Annotated in this window: 13 protein-coding genes; 10 read left to right on the top strand and 3 right to left on the bottom strand. The window is 59.5% G+C overall.

From position 1 onward, the window contains the following. The first annotated feature begins 2 nt into the window (after positions 1-2). From ACR0NT_RS00065 to ACR0NT_RS00050, 4 genes are read left to right on the top strand one after another with little or no spacing between them, the layout of a single operon-like run. Positions 3-476, top strand: coding sequence for a DUF4381 domain-containing protein (locus ACR0NT_RS00065; RefSeq protein ID WP_170442877.1), 474 nt, complete (start codon positions 3-5; stop codon positions 474-476). Next, a complete protein-coding gene (locus ACR0NT_RS00060; RefSeq protein ID WP_170442984.1) occupies positions 476-1,459 on the top strand; it encodes a vWA domain-containing protein in 984 nt (327 codons plus the stop codon). The genes ACR0NT_RS00065 and ACR0NT_RS00060 overlap by 1 nt, the downstream gene beginning before the upstream one ends. Next, a complete protein-coding gene (locus ACR0NT_RS00055; protein WP_170442879.1) occupies positions 1,456-2,961 on the top strand; it encodes a VWA domain-containing protein in 1,506 nt (501 codons plus the stop codon). The genes ACR0NT_RS00060 and ACR0NT_RS00055 overlap by 4 nt, the downstream gene beginning before the upstream one ends. Continuing rightward, positions 2,958-4,190, top strand: coding sequence for a BatD family protein (locus tag ACR0NT_RS00050; RefSeq protein WP_170671546.1), 1,233 nt, complete (start codon positions 2,958-2,960; stop codon positions 4,188-4,190). The genes ACR0NT_RS00055 and ACR0NT_RS00050 overlap by 4 nt, the downstream gene beginning before the upstream one ends. Before the next feature lie 3 nt (positions 4,191-4,193). Here ACR0NT_RS00050 and ACR0NT_RS00045 read toward each other — a convergent pair whose 3' ends face one another. Further along, on the bottom strand, positions 4,194-4,874 hold the full coding sequence (locus ACR0NT_RS00045; RefSeq protein WP_170442883.1) for a Crp/Fnr family transcriptional regulator: 681 nt from the start codon (positions 4,872-4,874) through the stop codon (positions 4,194-4,196). Between the two features lie 198 nt (positions 4,875-5,072). Between ACR0NT_RS00045 and ACR0NT_RS00040 the strand changes: the two genes are divergently transcribed. The 3 genes from ACR0NT_RS00040 (at position 5,073) to cls (ending at position 9,163) form a co-directional block, all read left to right on the top strand. Next, complete coding sequence (locus ACR0NT_RS00040) at positions 5,073-6,683, top strand: arylsulfatase (protein ID WP_480442521.1); 1,611 nt, start codon at positions 5,073-5,075, stop codon at positions 6,681-6,683. 69 nt (positions 6,684-6,752) lie between these two features. Then, positions 6,753-7,727 (top strand): HAD family hydrolase, encoded by a 975-nt coding sequence (locus ACR0NT_RS00035; RefSeq protein ID WP_170671548.1) that lies wholly within the window; start codon positions 6,753-6,755, stop codon positions 7,725-7,727. A 23-nt stretch (positions 7,728-7,750) separates the two neighbouring features. Then, positions 7,751-9,163, top strand: a complete 1,413-nt coding sequence (gene cls / locus ACR0NT_RS00030) for a cardiolipin synthase (protein ID WP_170671550.1) — start codon at positions 7,751-7,753, stop codon at positions 9,161-9,163. Here the strand turns inward: cls and ACR0NT_RS00025 are convergent. Further along, positions 9,160-9,594, bottom strand: coding sequence for an ion channel (locus tag ACR0NT_RS00025; protein WP_170442889.1), 435 nt, complete (start codon positions 9,592-9,594; stop codon positions 9,160-9,162). The two genes, cls and ACR0NT_RS00025, sit on opposite strands and share 4 nt — an antisense overlap. A 159-nt stretch (positions 9,595-9,753) precedes the next feature. On the opposite strand from ACR0NT_RS00025, the gene ACR0NT_RS00020 reads away from it, so the two are divergent. From ACR0NT_RS00020 to ACR0NT_RS00010, 3 genes are read left to right on the top strand one after another with little or no spacing between them, the layout of a single operon-like run. Beyond that, positions 9,754-10,401 carry an ABC transporter ATP-binding protein gene (locus ACR0NT_RS00020; protein WP_170671552.1) on the top strand — a complete coding sequence of 216 codons (648 nt, stop codon included), beginning with the start codon at positions 9,754-9,756 and terminating at the stop codon, positions 10,399-10,401. Next, the gene (locus ACR0NT_RS00015; RefSeq protein ID WP_170671554.1) at positions 10,398-12,812 is read left to right on the top strand and encodes an FtsX-like permease family protein; all 2,415 of its coding nucleotides are present in this window, start codon (positions 10,398-10,400) and stop codon (positions 12,810-12,812) included. Before ACR0NT_RS00020 ends, ACR0NT_RS00015 begins: the two co-directional genes overlap by 4 nt. After that, entirely contained in the window at positions 12,802-13,842 is a 1,041-nt protein-coding gene (locus ACR0NT_RS00010; protein WP_170671556.1) for a lipocalin-like domain-containing protein, read from the top strand. Before ACR0NT_RS00015 ends, ACR0NT_RS00010 begins: the two co-directional genes overlap by 11 nt. Positions 13,843-13,844: 2 nt before the next feature. On the opposite strand, the gene ACR0NT_RS00005 is transcribed toward ACR0NT_RS00010, so the two are convergent. Beyond that, a partial coding sequence (locus ACR0NT_RS00005; protein WP_480442520.1) for a universal stress protein occupies positions 13,845-14,125 on the bottom strand: 281 nt, incomplete at its 5' end.

Raw genomic sequence — 14,125 nt, 5'->3', positions numbered from 1 at the left:
AGATGAGCGTCGATGTCGAAGGGAAATCGCTTGTCGAATTGCTGGATATGCTCGAACCCGCCCCAGCGCCAACGCCGATACCTATGACGCCGCAGACTTGGGGGTGGGCAGTGTTGGCTTTGCTGCTGTTGGCAGTGGTTTGTTACGGAGTTTATATGTACCGACGGCACCGCAAAGCGAATGCGTACCGCCGTTGCGCGCTTGCTGACCTGCAAGCCGCCGACAATGATGTCGCCAAGATCGCGGAAATCCTACGACGCACTGCGCTGGCTGCTTTTCCACGTGATCAGGTGGCCAGCCTTCATGGCTCTGCCTGGGTTATCTTTCTCACACAATCCTCTGAAAATATTTCAATTTCTCCACCTGAGGCACGGGCATTGCTTGAGGCACCCTACAGGTCCAACACGCGCAACCCCGCTGTTGCCAAGCTCGCGCGGGACTGGATCAGAACTCACAAAGCTCAGAGGAGGCAATGATGATCTCCTTCGCTGCACCCTGGGCCTTTTTGCTTCTGCCGCTGCCAGTACCGGTCTACAGGTTCGCACCACCGCATCGCGAAAAATCCAGCTCGATCCGCATTCCTTTCTTCCGGCATGTCGCCAGGGCAGCAGGCATTGAACCCAAATCCGGCTCGGTCATCACGCACCGACCAAAGTTGCAAACCGTTGTGGTTGTTTTGATCTGGCTGATGCTGGTGACCGCGCTGGCCCGCCCGGAAAAGCTGGCAGACCCGATCGTGATCGAGAAATCCGCCCGAGATGTGGTGTTGGCGCTCGATATCTCAGGGTCGATGGATCAACGCGATTTTCAATCCACCGACGGCGCACCCAAACAACGGTTGGCGGCGGTCAAAGACGTGATGCGCACCTTCATTGCTGAACGTCAGGGTGACAGAATGGCATTGATCATCTTTGGCACCCGCGCCTTTGTCCAGGCACCTTTCACAGAAGACTTCAATAGTTTAAATGGGTTCCTGGACCAAACTCAAGTTGGAATGGCAGGTCCGAACACCGCCTTGGGCGACGCAATCGGCCTTGGCATCCGCAGTTTCGAGTCCAGCGAAGTGGATCAACGTCTGATGATCGTCCTCAGCGACGGCGCCGATACCTCCAGCCGCATGACACCCGTAAACGCTGCCGCTATTGCGGCAGAGAAAGGCGTTGCCATCTACACTATCGGGGTCGGCGATCCCAATGCATCAGGCGAGGATCGCGTGGATCTGGACGCCTTAAAGGCCATCGCAGAACGTACCGGTGGGCAGTATTTCTTTGCCAGCGACGAAACCGCGCTGGCCCAGACCTATCAGCACATTGATGAGCAAAATCCCAGAATTGTTGAGACCCAAAGCTACCGGCCGCGAGAAAGCCTTGCGCACTATCCATTGTTGGCCGCCCTGTTGCTGATGTTGGGCAGCTCTTCCGGTCTATACATCGCGCGGCGTCGGAGGGGGCATTCATGATCGGCGCCTTGGCGGAATTTCATTTCTGGAGAGTGACTTATCTGCTTTTCCTGATACCGATTGCAGGCCTCTGGTGGGTCACGCGTCCAAAACGTTTGGGACGTTCCGATCTGCCATCCGGAGTGGCACCGCACCTCGCTGCTGCTCTGCTATTGGACGCTCAGGAAAAGCGGCGCATTTATCTCATTGACGTTGCCATGATCGCCTCGGCCTTGGTCGCTGTCGCCGCAGCCGGGCCAACGTGGTCACGGGCCCAGAACCCGCTTGTGGCGGACACTGCCCCTCTGGTGATTGCCCTGAAGGTCACCAAGAGCATGGAGAACCCAGACTTGGCGCCGTCACGGCTGGAGCGTGCAAAGTTCAAGATCACCGACCTTATCAACGCCCGGTCCGGCGCACGAACGGCGCTGATTGCTTATGCCGGCTCCCCGCACCGCGTGACCCCCCTGACCGAAGACGCAAATATCCTGCGCCCGCTGCTTGAGGGGCTGACCCCGGCCGTGATGCCCAAACAAGGGGATGCCGCCGGTGATGCGCTGACGCTCGCGCATAGCATTTTAAGCGAAAGTGACACTCCGGGGGCTGTCCTGTTTGTGCTGGACGATCTCGACCCATCGCAGCTTGCAGAGTTTCAGACCGCCAAGACGCAGGTTTTCTTTCTGACCATGCTCCCCGACGGTGGCGAGATTGTGCAGTTGCGTAATCTGAAGAACGCCGTCGTGGTTCCATTTTCCACTGGTGACAGGGATATCGCTCGGCTGCAGCGGCAAATCCAAACAGCTTATGTGGATGCCTTGGATGAAGATGATCGTCTGGATTGGCAGGACCGAGGCTGGGTGTTGGCATGGCCTGCGGCGCTGCTAACGCTGCTCTGGTTCCGGCGGGGCTGGGTGATCCGTTGGGCCTTGTTGGGATTGTTCCTGATACAGCCTGCAGGCCCCGCGCGTGCAGAAGGTTGGCACGATTGGTTCCTTACCCCGGATCAACAGGGTCAAATTGCAATGAACCAAAAACGCAATGCGGACGCCGCCGAGTTGTTTGAGGATTCCTATTACGAAGGCTACGCGAGATTGAAAGCAGGCCAATACCCCGAGGCCGCAGCCATTTTCGCCGAACTGACCACGGCTGAAGCCGCTTTTGCCGAGGGCATGGCTCGTATTCGCAACCGGGAATACCGTCCCGCTATTTCGGCTTTTGAAACTGCATTAGAACGTCACCCTAACTGGCCGGAAGCAAGCCATAATCTTGAGGTCGCCACCGCCATTCTCGACTATGTCGAAACCACACGGGAACAATCCGATACCGGAGAAGAAGCCGGGATCGGGGCGGATGACACAGTGTTCGACAACGAGGCTGGCCGCGGGGAGAATACTACCCTTCAGGCCTCGACCGAAGACGCCAAACCCCTGTCAGCGGATCAGTGGATCAGCGCAATTGATACGGACATGCAGGATTTCTTGCGAAACCGGTTCTTGCTGGAAAATCAGGAGCAGGAACAATGAGATATCTATCCTTCTTCATGTTCTTTCTTCTCCCGGGCTTGGCTTTCCCCCAAACCCCGACCACGCCCCAACCACAGGTCACGATCGAGGCGCCACATGAGGACGTGATTGTCGGACAACCGGCGATCCTGCGGATCAAGATCCTGGTGCCGACCTTTATGCCTTCCCCTCCGGTCTTTCCTGCGCTGGAACAGGAAAATCTGCTGGTGCGACTGCCCGAGCGCGCCTCGGGTCCTATCAGCGAGCCTGTGAACGGCGAGACATGGTCCGGTGTTCAGCGGAGCTATCGTATTTACCCGTTGGTGCCAGGAGTGATCGAGTTTCACGCCCAGGACATGACGGTCACTTTTGCAGACCCGGAAACGAACAATCCGACCCAGATTTCCGTTCCGCTGCCGCCGATCAAGATGAACTCTGTGATCCCTGATGGCGCACGCGATTTGAATCCGCTGATCATCGCGACAGGCTTTGACCTAGAACAAGAGATCGAAGGCCCAACCGAAATGCAAGCTGGCGATGCCGTCACACGGCGGTTGACGGCGCGTATTTCAGGCACAACCCCAATCCTAATACCGCAATTAATCTCAGAAAATCAGAATCCTTTGCTGCGATCTTATACCAAAGAGCCACGAATCTCGGAAACCGAGGATCGGGGTATCCTGTCAGGCAAACGTATTGATGAAACAGTTTACCTCGCGCAAGACGGAGGTGAAACTCAGCTGCCGTCGGTTTCGTTGCAATGGTTCAACCTGACGACGAACAGCGTAGAAACCGTGAATGTCGACGCCGTGGACCTGAAGCTTACCGCCCCGAAATCCGGGCCTCCGTCCGCGGAGACCCTGATCAGGTATCTGTTTTGGGCTGCTGCGACCGTCGTCGTTGTTTGGGCCGTTATGCGGTGGTTGATGCCGCGATATCGAAGCTGGAAGGACGCACGTAACCAAGCCTACCATGCGTCAGCAAAATATGCCCTCGTGCAATTGCGCGAGGCGCTGCTTGATCAGGACCTGCCCGCTGCGTATTCCGCGCTGGAAATCTGGAAGCGGCGCTGTGAAGTCCCGCAAGGGTACGGCGAACTTGAAGCGTGTCTACTTCAGATTGGCTCCGCACAGTATGCGTTTGTTAAAGATAAGAAAAAAGCAGATTGGGGCAGAGCCGTTTCCGCGCTCGACGCTCTGATGGCCGCCCCAGGAAAACATGCAAAGACGCTTCCGCCGCTGAATCCCTGACCCTCAGGTCTGGCAACTGGCAATCAAGGCCTGCCGGTCCTTCAACCGCACACGCCCGTAGCCGAGTTCGATCAGGTCCAGATCTGCAAGACGGTGCAGGCTGCGGTGCAATGTGGGTTGCGACACGGCGATCATCTCGGCCAGCTCGTCTTGCGACACCACGATCCAACCATCGGATTTTGACGTCCCCTCATCCAGATGAAGCAGCCGCAGAACCAGCCGTTTTTCACTGCCGGTCACCGCGAGGTTGGCCATTATTCGCAGCGCGGTCTGCATATTCTCCTGCGTCAGCGCATAAAACTCGTGGATATAAGCCGGATTGGCCTGAACCAGCTTGGCGATACGCGAGTGCGGAAAGAACAAGGCTTGTGTCTCTTGCGTGGTGACGACACTGATCAGCCGAGGGGTGTCCGCGAAAAGAGCCAGATCCCCGATCCAGAACCCGGCACCCTCGCGGTGAATGACGAATTCCTGCCCATCATCCGCCGGCGCGGTGATCTGAACACCGCCGCTGAGGACGGCAAATATTCCGTTTGCCGGGTCTCCGTGGTGATACAGCGCTTCCCACGGCTCATAGGTTTTTGCCGACCCGCATACCATCAAATCGCGCTGAAACGCGTCCGAGCGTTTGCTGAACCACCCGGCCTCCTGCAAGAGTTTCAGAGTATGTGCTTTGTCAAACATTAGAATTTTTCAATATCATCATATGATGAGTTTTCAATCCCACAGATCGCCTAACCTGACCGCATTCGAATCCCGGATAGATGGAGCTTGGGCGTTCAGATTTCGACATTTTTCCGAACCGCATTGGCTTAATTCTCCAGCCATCAAGCTAATACACACCTGCCGGATCCACAGACCCTTACAGATCAGGAGCTTACAATGTCACCACCACCTTCGATTGCATACAGGTGGCGCACCGAGTTGCGTCGTATTGCTGTGGCTACCGTCGCCGTTGCGTTGGCACTTCCCGCCTGGGCGCAAGACCAGAAACCCAACATTCTGGTCATCTGGGGTGACGATATCGGACAGTCCAACATCTCGGCCTATACGATGGGCCTGATGGGCTATCAGACGCCAAATATCGACCGCGTCGCCAAGGAAGGCATGATTTTCACCGATTACTATGGCGAACAATCCTGTACCGCCGGCCGTTCGTCCTACATCATGGGGCAATCGGTGTTCCGGACCGGCCTGTCCAAGGTGGGTCTGCCCGGCGCCGATCTGGGGATGCAGGTCGAAGACCCGACCATCGCCGGTCTGCTGAAGGACCACGGCTATGTCACCGGTCAATTCGGCAAGAACCACTTGGGCGACAAAGATGAGCATCTACCGACAAACCACGGTTTTGATGAGTTTTTTGGAAACCTCTATCACCTGAACGCCGAGGAAGAACCTGAAAACGAAGATTATCCCGGAGATGCGGTTCTGCCTGACGGGCGCACCTTCCGCGAGGCCTATGGTCCGCGCGGCGTGATCAAGTCCAAGGCCGACGGCACCATCGAAGATACCGGCCCCCTGACCCGCAAACGCATGGAGACGGTAGACGAAGAAACCGTCGCCGCGGCCATCGACTTCATCAAGCGTGCCCATGAACAAGGCCAGCCCTTCTATGTCTGGTGGAACGGCACCCGGATGCACTTCCGCACCCACGTCAAGGATGAGATGCGCGCTCAGGCGAACGAGATATTCGGTGGCAGTGCGGACGAATACACCGCAGGCATGATCGAACATGACATGCATGTGGGCCAGTTGCTGAACCTGCTGGATGAGCTTGGCATTGCAGACAATACCATCGTTCACTACTCCACCGACAACGGACCGCATATGAACACGTGGCCGGACGCCGCGGCGACGCCGTTCTGGGGTGAAAAGAACACCAACTGGGAAGGCGGCTGGCGCGTTCCGTCGATGGTACGCTGGCCGGGCCAGATCGAGGCCGGATCGGTCACCAACGAGATCGTGCACCATATGGACTGGCTGCCGACTTACCTTGCTGTTGCCGGTGACCCGGACATCAAGGAAAAGCTGAAGGCCGGTTACAACTCGTCAGGCATGGGCCGCGACTACAAGGTGCATCTGGACGGCTACAACATCCTGCCCCTGCTGACCGGCGAAACTACGGAAAGCCCGCGTCGCGAGATCTTCTATTTCTCGGATGACGGTGACCTGACTGCTTTGCGCTTTGATGACTGGAAGCTGATTTTCCTCGAGCAGAAGGCATGGGCCACCCTGCGGGCCTGGATCGAACCCTGGACCGAGCTGCGCATACCGCTGATCGTGAACCTGCGCCGCGACCCCTATGAGCGGGCCTACCGGACGTCCAACACCTATTACGACTGGCTGTTGGACCGGGCCTATTTCCTGGTACCCGCGCAGCAATATGTCGGCAGCTTCCTGGAAACCTTCCAGGAATTCCCGCCCCGCCAAAAGGCTGCCAGCTTCAACCTGGACCAGGTGATGGAGAAACTGTCCTCGCCGACCAACAACTGACCCCCTCAGAAAGCGAAGGGCCGCTCGTCAAACGGCGGCCCTTTACCGATTGAAAACAGGGAATTTATCATGAGGAATTCAGTTCTTTCAGCCGCACTTGTCATGGCTCCCATTGCCGTGTTCGCGGACCCTCTGCCCAGTTGGAGCACGTCCGCGTCCAAGGACAGGATCATTGAGTTTGTCGAGGCCGTCACTGATCCGCACGGAGCCGACTACGTCACTCCGGCCGCGCGGGTGGCGGTGTTCGACAATGATGGGACACTGTGGGCAGAACAACCCGTCTATTTCCAACTGACTTTCGCCATGGACCGGCTTGCCGAACTGGCCAAGGCTGACCCCTCGGTCCTAACCACACCGACGCTGGAAGCCGCGGCACAAGGTGATCTGCAGGCTGTCGTCGAGGGCGGCCACGATGCCTTGATCGAGGTTCTGAACGCCTCGCATTCCGGCATCAGCGTCGAAGAATTCCAGGCGTCCGTTGCCGAGTGGCTGGATACCGCACGTCACCCCGATACCGGTCTGCCCTACGATCAGATGACCTATCAGCCGATGGTGGAACTTTTGCGCTATCTCAGGGATGAAGGGTTCCGCACCTATATCGTCTCGGGCGGTGGTCTGCATTTCATGCGCGTTTTTGCCGAAGATGCCTATGGCATTCCGCCCGAGCAAATTCTGGGCACCTATGCCGACACGACCTATGAAACGGCCGAAGGCACGCCCACGATCACCAAGGCCCCCGGCATCGCCTTTGTCGATGACAAAGAGGGCAAGCCGGTCAACATTGAACGCACAATCGGCAGGCGCCCCATTCTGGCCGGCGGCAACTCGGACGGAGATTTCGCAATGTTGGAATGGACCACCGCAGGTGATGGCCCGCGTCTGGGCGTTCTGATCCATCACACCGATGCCGAGCGCGAATGGGCCTATGACCGCGAAAGCCCGATTGGAAAACTGGTCGACGGGTTGGACAAAGGCCCCGACATGGGCTGGGTCATTGTTGATATGGCGCAAGACTGGGATCGCATCTACACTGGGGCAGAATAAGGCACTCAGAGACCGATAACCCCATGTGGACACTGCTTGTTTCCGCGTTCGTCTTCTTTCTGTATGTGACGGCCGCGGTGTTTTCGATACGGGCGGCCCAAACCGCCCGCACGCCGCAGGGGGCCGTCGGGTGGGTGGTCCTTTTGATCTCGGTTCCGTTTGTGGGGGTGCCGCTGTATCTGTTTCTGGGACACCACCGCTTCCGGGGCTATCGCATCGCTCGCAAGCACAGCGAGCGGGTTGTCGAAGGCATCAAGACATTCGCGGATTTCTCGCAACCTGACCCCGAGTTGATGCCCATCAACCCTCGCCCGTTCGAGGCACTGGCGCATCTGCCGGTCTCGCGCGGGAACGGGGCGGAACTGCTGATCGACGGGCAGGCAACGTTCGACGCCATCTTCGATGCCATCGACGCCGCGCAGAATTATGTTCTGATCCAGTTCTACATCGTGCGGGATGACGCGCTGGGAAAACAGCTCAAGGAAAAGCTGATCGCCGCCACCAAACGCGGTGTGTCGGTGCGCTTCATGACCGATGCGGTAGGCAGCTATGGCCTGCCGACAGCCTATCTGGACGAACTGCGCGCCGCCGGGATCGAGATCGCCAATCCGCGCGACCGTCGCGGGCCGCAATACCGCTTTCAGCTGAATTATCGCAATCACCGCAAGACCGTGATCATTGACGGTGAGACGGGCTTTATCGGCGGGCACAACGTAGGTGTGGAATACCTCGGCCAAGACGCGCATTTCGGCCATTGGCGTGACACGCATATCAGGATGACCGGCCACATCGTCCGTCAGTTGCAGCTGATTTTCACCGAAGACTGGCACTGGGCGCATGGAGAGGACCTGATCGAACAACTGGACTGGGCCGGATCAGAATCAGAGCAGGACATGAACGCCCTGATCGTTGCGACAGGCCCCGGCGACGACACCGAAACCGGAGCGATGATGTTCTTTGCCGCCATTACCGAAGCGAAGGAAAGGCTGTGGATCGCCTCTCCCTACTTCGTGCCTGACATTGACATCATGACCGCGTTGCAACACGCCGCGCTGCGTGGCGTGGATGTGCGCATTCTGGTGCCGGACGTGATTGACCACCGTCTGCCCTGGCTGGCTGCCTTCGCCTATTTTGACGAGGTCAGGGAGTGCGGCGCGCGGGTGTTCCGCTACACCGACGGCTTCATGCACCAGAAGGTCTTTGTGGTCGACGACACGTTGGCGGCGGTGGGGACCACCAATCTGGACAACCGCTCTTTCCGTCTGAATTTCGAAGCGATGGCCCTGTTCTTTGACCAAAACGCCGCGCAGGCGGTGGACAAGATGCTGCGGGCCGATTTCGAAAAATGCTATGAGCTGACCAAAAAACTGCCCGACCAACCGGCCTATATCCGGTTTGGATCACCGCTTGCACGGCTGTTCGCGCCAATCCTCTAGGACATCAGTTCTTCTTTGAAAACCTGCGTCATCAGCGCGACCATAAAGGCGGTGGATAGCCCGAAGGCCAACAGGCCTGTGACCGAAGCAAAGGCCCCGAATATGCGCAGCGGCTCCCCCAGAACGATGTCGCCGTAGCCCAGTGTCGTGAAGGTCACCAGCGAGAAATACAGCGCCGAGTTCCAGTCAGGCAGCACGTCCCCCAGCACCCAGACAATCGCCCAGAGCCAGACCTGAAATGTGTGGATCGTGACGATAAAAACGAGGGCGATACAGATCGGGGCCGCGATCGACACGAACCTTTTGCTGTTTTCCAATCGCAGAGACGCAACCCGTACAACCTGTGTGCACCACGTCAGAAGTATGATCTCGATCAGAAAGCAGATGCCCAGATAGATACTGCCCCAAAGGATCTGCTGCGTTAACGTCATCAATTCGCTTATCATGTTTCGGCCTGAAGAAGTTCCACCACAATGGCGACTTAACCAAAAAAGGACAAGGCTGCGGCGAATGGAAACGAATGCGGTTGGGTGCTGGACTCTGCCGCATGGCGGCGCACATTGTTGCAGGCACAGTCCGAGGTTTTTTGCATGTTGCTGACGATCGACAAGGTCCAGAAATCCTATCCGGGTGGACGACCGGTTTTGCGGGACGTGTCGCTGACCCTCGATCAGGGACAGACGCTGGCCCTGACCGGAGAAAGCGGCAGCGGCAAGAGCACGCTGCTCAATCTGGCGGCGGCATTGGACAGTTTCGACGACGGAGAGATCACGCTGGACGGCACCGCCCTGTCACCGCTGGATGACGCGGGGCGCGCCGCGCTGCGCCGCCAAAGCGTTTCGCTGGTGTTTCAGCAATTCAACCTGATCCCCTCACTGACCGTCGCGCAGAACCTATCGTTCCACGCCCGGCTGTCTGGCCGCGAGGACGTCGATTGGACCGCGCAGCTGACGGAAAGGCTGGGCCTGTCCGGCTTGCTCAACCGCTTCCCCGAGAGCCTTTCGGGCGGGCAGCAGCAGCGCGTCGCCATTGGGCGCGCCATGGCGGCGCGGCCGAAACTGCTGCTGGCGGATGAGCCCACCGGCAATCTGGACGAAACCGCCAGCGCCAATGTGCTGGACCTTATGCTTGCGCTGGTGGCCGATACCGGGGCCGCGTTGCTGTTGGTCACACATTCGCAGGACATCGCCGGGCGGCTGGACCGGCACGCGCATCTGGCGGGTGGTCACATCACATGACCGGCGCAGTCATACAGGCCCTGCTGTCGCATTGGCGGCGTCACAAGCTGCAACTGGCGACTCTGCTGGTCGGAATTGCGCTGGCCACGGGTCTGTGGTCCGCCGTACAGGCGATCAACGCCGAGGCACGCGCCAGCTATCAGCGCGCCAGTGACCAGCTTGCGCTGGGTCTGCATGACGAATTGCGTAGCCCGTCCGGCCCGATCCCGATTGCGCGCTATGTTGCGCTGCGCCGTGCCGGGTGGCAAGTGGCGGCGGTTCTGGAAGGCCCCCTGCGCCTGAACGGACGCACCGTGCAGGTGATGGGCGTCGATATGGTGTCCTACCCCGCCCTGCCCGCCGTGACGCAGATCGAACGTTCCCAATCCCCCCCCGATCCGGCCGACATGCTGACCGCACCCGGTCGTCTCGTGACAACTCCCGAACTGGCCGAGATGCTGAAGGCACTAGACGGCCTGCCCCCAATCCTTCAATCCGACTCTGTTCCGCCCAACCTGATCCTTACCGATATCGGCGTGGCTGAGACACTGTTGGAAAAATCCGGCCAGATTTCCCGCCTGCTGGTGTTACCAGATCAGCCGCGCGGCATTCCTTCGCTATCTGAGATCGCACCTGAACTGGAGCGCGTTGAGGCCTCCTCCCGGCTGGATGCAGCCCAGTTGACGGACAGTTTTCACCTGAACCTGACGGCCTTTGGCCTGCTATCCTTTGCGGTCGGGCTGTTCATCGTCCACGGGACTGTCGGATTGGCCTTTGCGCAACGGCGGGCGATGATCCGGACCTTGCGGGCGCTGGGTGTTTCGATGCGGCGGCTGGTCTGGATGATCACGGCTGAACTGACCCTGCTGGCCTTGATTGGCGGCCTGTTGGGATTGATCCTTGGCTTCTTTCTGGCCGGAGCCTTGCTGCCAGACGTCGCCGCGACCCTGCGCGGTCTATACGGCGCGCCGGTCGACGGGCAGATCACTTTGCAACCGCAATGGGTTCTGGCTGGGCTGGCGATGGCCTTGGCAGGTACGCTGCTGGCCAGCGGTCAGGCCCTGTTTCGCCTGTCGCGTATGCCCTTGCTGGCAGGGGCTGGCCTGCAATCCTGGCGAGGCTCGCAAGACGGGCACCGCACAGCCGGGCTAATCGGGCTGGTCCTGATCGCGGGAGGCATTGCTATCGGATATACGGTCGACGGGCTGATCGCAGGGTTTGCGATGGTAGGCGGCATCCTGACCGGAGCCGCCCTGATCCTTCCCTATGTTATGTCGCTTGCCTTGTCGGCCTTCCAGCGCAGCGCAAACGGGCCAGTCGCGCAATGGGTCTGGGCCGATATGCGGGCACAGTTGCCCGGCCTGTCGCTGGCTCTGATGGCGCTGTTACTGGCCCTGGCGGCGAATATCGGCGTCGGCACCATGGTATCCAGCTTTCGACTGACCTTCACCGGCTGGCTGGATCAACGCCTGACCTCCGAGCTTTACGTGACCGCCACCGACAACCAGCAAGGCCAGCAGATCGCGCGGTGGCTCGACCCGCAGGTAGTTGCGGTGCTGCCGATCCGCAGCATTGAACTGGCACACGAAACGGGGCCGCTGTTCCTGTACGGGATCGTTGATCACCAAACCTATCGCGACCACTGGCCAATCATCGCATCCTCGGACGGCACGTGGGACCGGGTCCATGCAGGCGAGGCCGTGCTGATCAACGAACAACTCGCCCGACGCGCAAACTTGTGGCCCGGCGATACGCTGACCCTCAAAGAAGGCCATACCCTGACCATTGCGGGCGTCTATTCGGATTACGGAAACCCGACCGGACAGGCCATCGTCTCGATGTCCCAACTGGACCGGATCGCGCCGGGGGCTGACACGCGCAGGTTCGGTATTCGTATCGCCCCGGAGCGTGCCACAGAGATGGCTCAAGCCCTGCGGGATCAGTTCGAATTGCCACGCCAGGCGGTCGTTCAGCAAGCAGCGATGAAGGCGCAATCGTTGGCGATCTTTGACAAGACCTTTGTGGTGACATCAGCGCTGAACGTTCTGACGCTGGGCGTCGCCGGGTTCGCCATCCTGACCAGCCTACTGACCCTGTGGACCCAGCGCCTGCCGCAGATTGCGCCGGTCTGGGCGCTGGGCTTAACGCGGGCAAAGCTGGCGCGGCTGGAGCTGTTGCGCAGCGTATTGCTGGCTGCGCTGACGGCGGCGCTCGCCCTGCCTCTGGGTCTGGTTCTGGCATGGGCCTTGCTGGCGGTGATCAACGTGCAGGCCTTTGGCTGGCGGTTGCCGATGTATCTGTTCCCGACCGACTGGGCCTATCTATTCGCTCTGACCTTGCTGGCCGCCTTTATCGCCGCCGCCCTGCCCGCACTGCGTTTGCTTCGTCTGCCGCCTGCCGATTTGTTAAGGGTGTTTGCCAATGAACGTTAAAACATGGCTCTGTATCCTGTTCCTGCTGCTCCCCTCTGCCCTGCACGCACAGGGTTATGCCGGGCTGGGCGGCTCGGCCGAGGGGTTCGACATCCCGCAACCCGGCTATACGTTCGAATTCCCCCGCGATCACGGCCCACATCCCGGCTTTCGGATCGAATGGTGGTACCTGACCGCAAACCTGACCGATGAAGACGGGCGCGATTATGGCATTCAATGGACGCTGTTCCGATCCGCCCTGAAACCGTTTGAGGCCGAAGGCTGGCAGAGCCCGCAGCTCTGGATGGGTCACGCCGCAGTCACAACGCCTGAAACGCACTATTTCGCCGAACGGCTGTCGCGCGGCGGGATTGGTCAGGCCGGGGTGACCGCCGCCCCATTCGAGGCTTGGATCGACGAGTGGCACATGCGCGGAGCGGACCCTGGCGCGCTGACCCTTTCCGCCAGCGGCGCCGAGTTTGCCTATGATCTGACCTTGAACGCCCAAGGCCCGTTGGTGTTCCACGGAGACGCCGGATACTCGGTCAAATCCGCGGATAGGCAAGCCAGCTATTACTATTCTCAGCCCTTCTACACGGTCGAAGGCGTGCTACACTTGCCCGAGGGCGATGTTGCGGTCACCGGCAACGGCTGGCTGGACCGCGAATGGTCTTCGCAACCTCTGGCGGCGGATCAAAGCGGCTGGGACTGGTTCTCGCTCAGCTTTGACGACGGAGACAAGCTGATGGCCTTCCGCCTGCGCGGCGGGCGCGGAGACTTTACGGCCGCCACATGGATTACGCCCGACGGAACAGCGACCCCGGTGCCGGATGGCTCTGTCTCGTTCACGCCAATGGACACTGCGCGCGTGGCGGGCCGGGACGTCCCCATCCAATGGCACGTCACTCTGCCCGACCGCGATTTGGACGTCGAGGTCTCGGCCATCACCCGCGATGCCTGGATGGGCACAAGCTTCGAGTATTGGGAAGGTCCCGTCATCGTTTCGGGCAGCCACCAAGGGCGCGGATACCTTGAGATGACGGGGTACTGACGCTACCTGACCACGTAGACCGAGACGGTTGAGTGTCTGACGACGCGGGCTGCGTTTGGGCCTAGGAGGTAGTCTTTGAGGTCTGGTTTGTGGGCGCCGATGACGATGAGGTCGCTGCCCGCTTCCTTGGCGGTGTGCAGAATCTCCTGATAGGCGGTGCCGGTGGCGACGACGTGGCGGATCCTGGCGTTCCGCTCGTCCCCCAGGGCTGCAATGCACAGTTCGGACAGCTTGGCCTGCGCCTGTTCCAGCGCCTTGTCGTGGAACCCGGAGTCGAAGAACC

This window comes from Ruegeria sp. AB10, from assembly GCF_056542745.1.
This window is presented reverse-complemented; position numbering and strand designations above follow the sequence as displayed.

Excerpts from the sequence above, each read along its gene's own strand:
- ACR0NT_RS00045 (WP_170442883.1), bottom strand. The coding sequence starts at position 4,874 with ATGTTTGACAAAGCACATACTCTGAAACTCTTGCAGGAGGCCGGGTGG.
- ACR0NT_RS00025 (WP_170442889.1), bottom strand. The coding sequence starts at position 9,594 with ATGACGTTAACGCAGCAGATCCTTTGGGGCAGTATCTATCTGGGCATC.
- ACR0NT_RS00065 (WP_170442877.1), top strand. The coding sequence starts at position 3 with ATGAGCGTCGATGTCGAAGGGAAATCGCTTGTCGAATTGCTGGATATG.
- ACR0NT_RS00015 (WP_170671554.1), top strand. The coding sequence starts at position 10,398 with ATGACCGGCGCAGTCATACAGGCCCTGCTGTCGCATTGGCGGCGTCAC.
- ACR0NT_RS00020 (WP_170671552.1), top strand. The coding sequence starts at position 9,754 with ATGTTGCTGACGATCGACAAGGTCCAGAAATCCTATCCGGGTGGACGA.
- ACR0NT_RS00060 (WP_170442984.1), top strand. The coding sequence starts at position 476 with ATGATCTCCTTCGCTGCACCCTGGGCCTTTTTGCTTCTGCCGCTGCCA.
- ACR0NT_RS00055 (WP_170442879.1), top strand. The coding sequence starts at position 1,456 with ATGATCGGCGCCTTGGCGGAATTTCATTTCTGGAGAGTGACTTATCTG.
- ACR0NT_RS00035 (WP_170671548.1), top strand. The coding sequence starts at position 6,753 with ATGAGGAATTCAGTTCTTTCAGCCGCACTTGTCATGGCTCCCATTGCC.
- ACR0NT_RS00040 (WP_480442521.1), top strand. The coding sequence starts at position 5,073 with ATGTCACCACCACCTTCGATTGCATACAGGTGGCGCACCGAGTTGCGT.
- cls (WP_170671550.1), top strand. The coding sequence starts at position 7,751 with ATGTGGACACTGCTTGTTTCCGCGTTCGTCTTCTTTCTGTATGTGACG.
- ACR0NT_RS00050 (WP_170671546.1), top strand. The coding sequence starts at position 2,958 with ATGAGATATCTATCCTTCTTCATGTTCTTTCTTCTCCCGGGCTTGGCT.
- ACR0NT_RS00010 (WP_170671556.1), top strand. The coding sequence starts at position 12,802 with ATGAACGTTAAAACATGGCTCTGTATCCTGTTCCTGCTGCTCCCCTCT.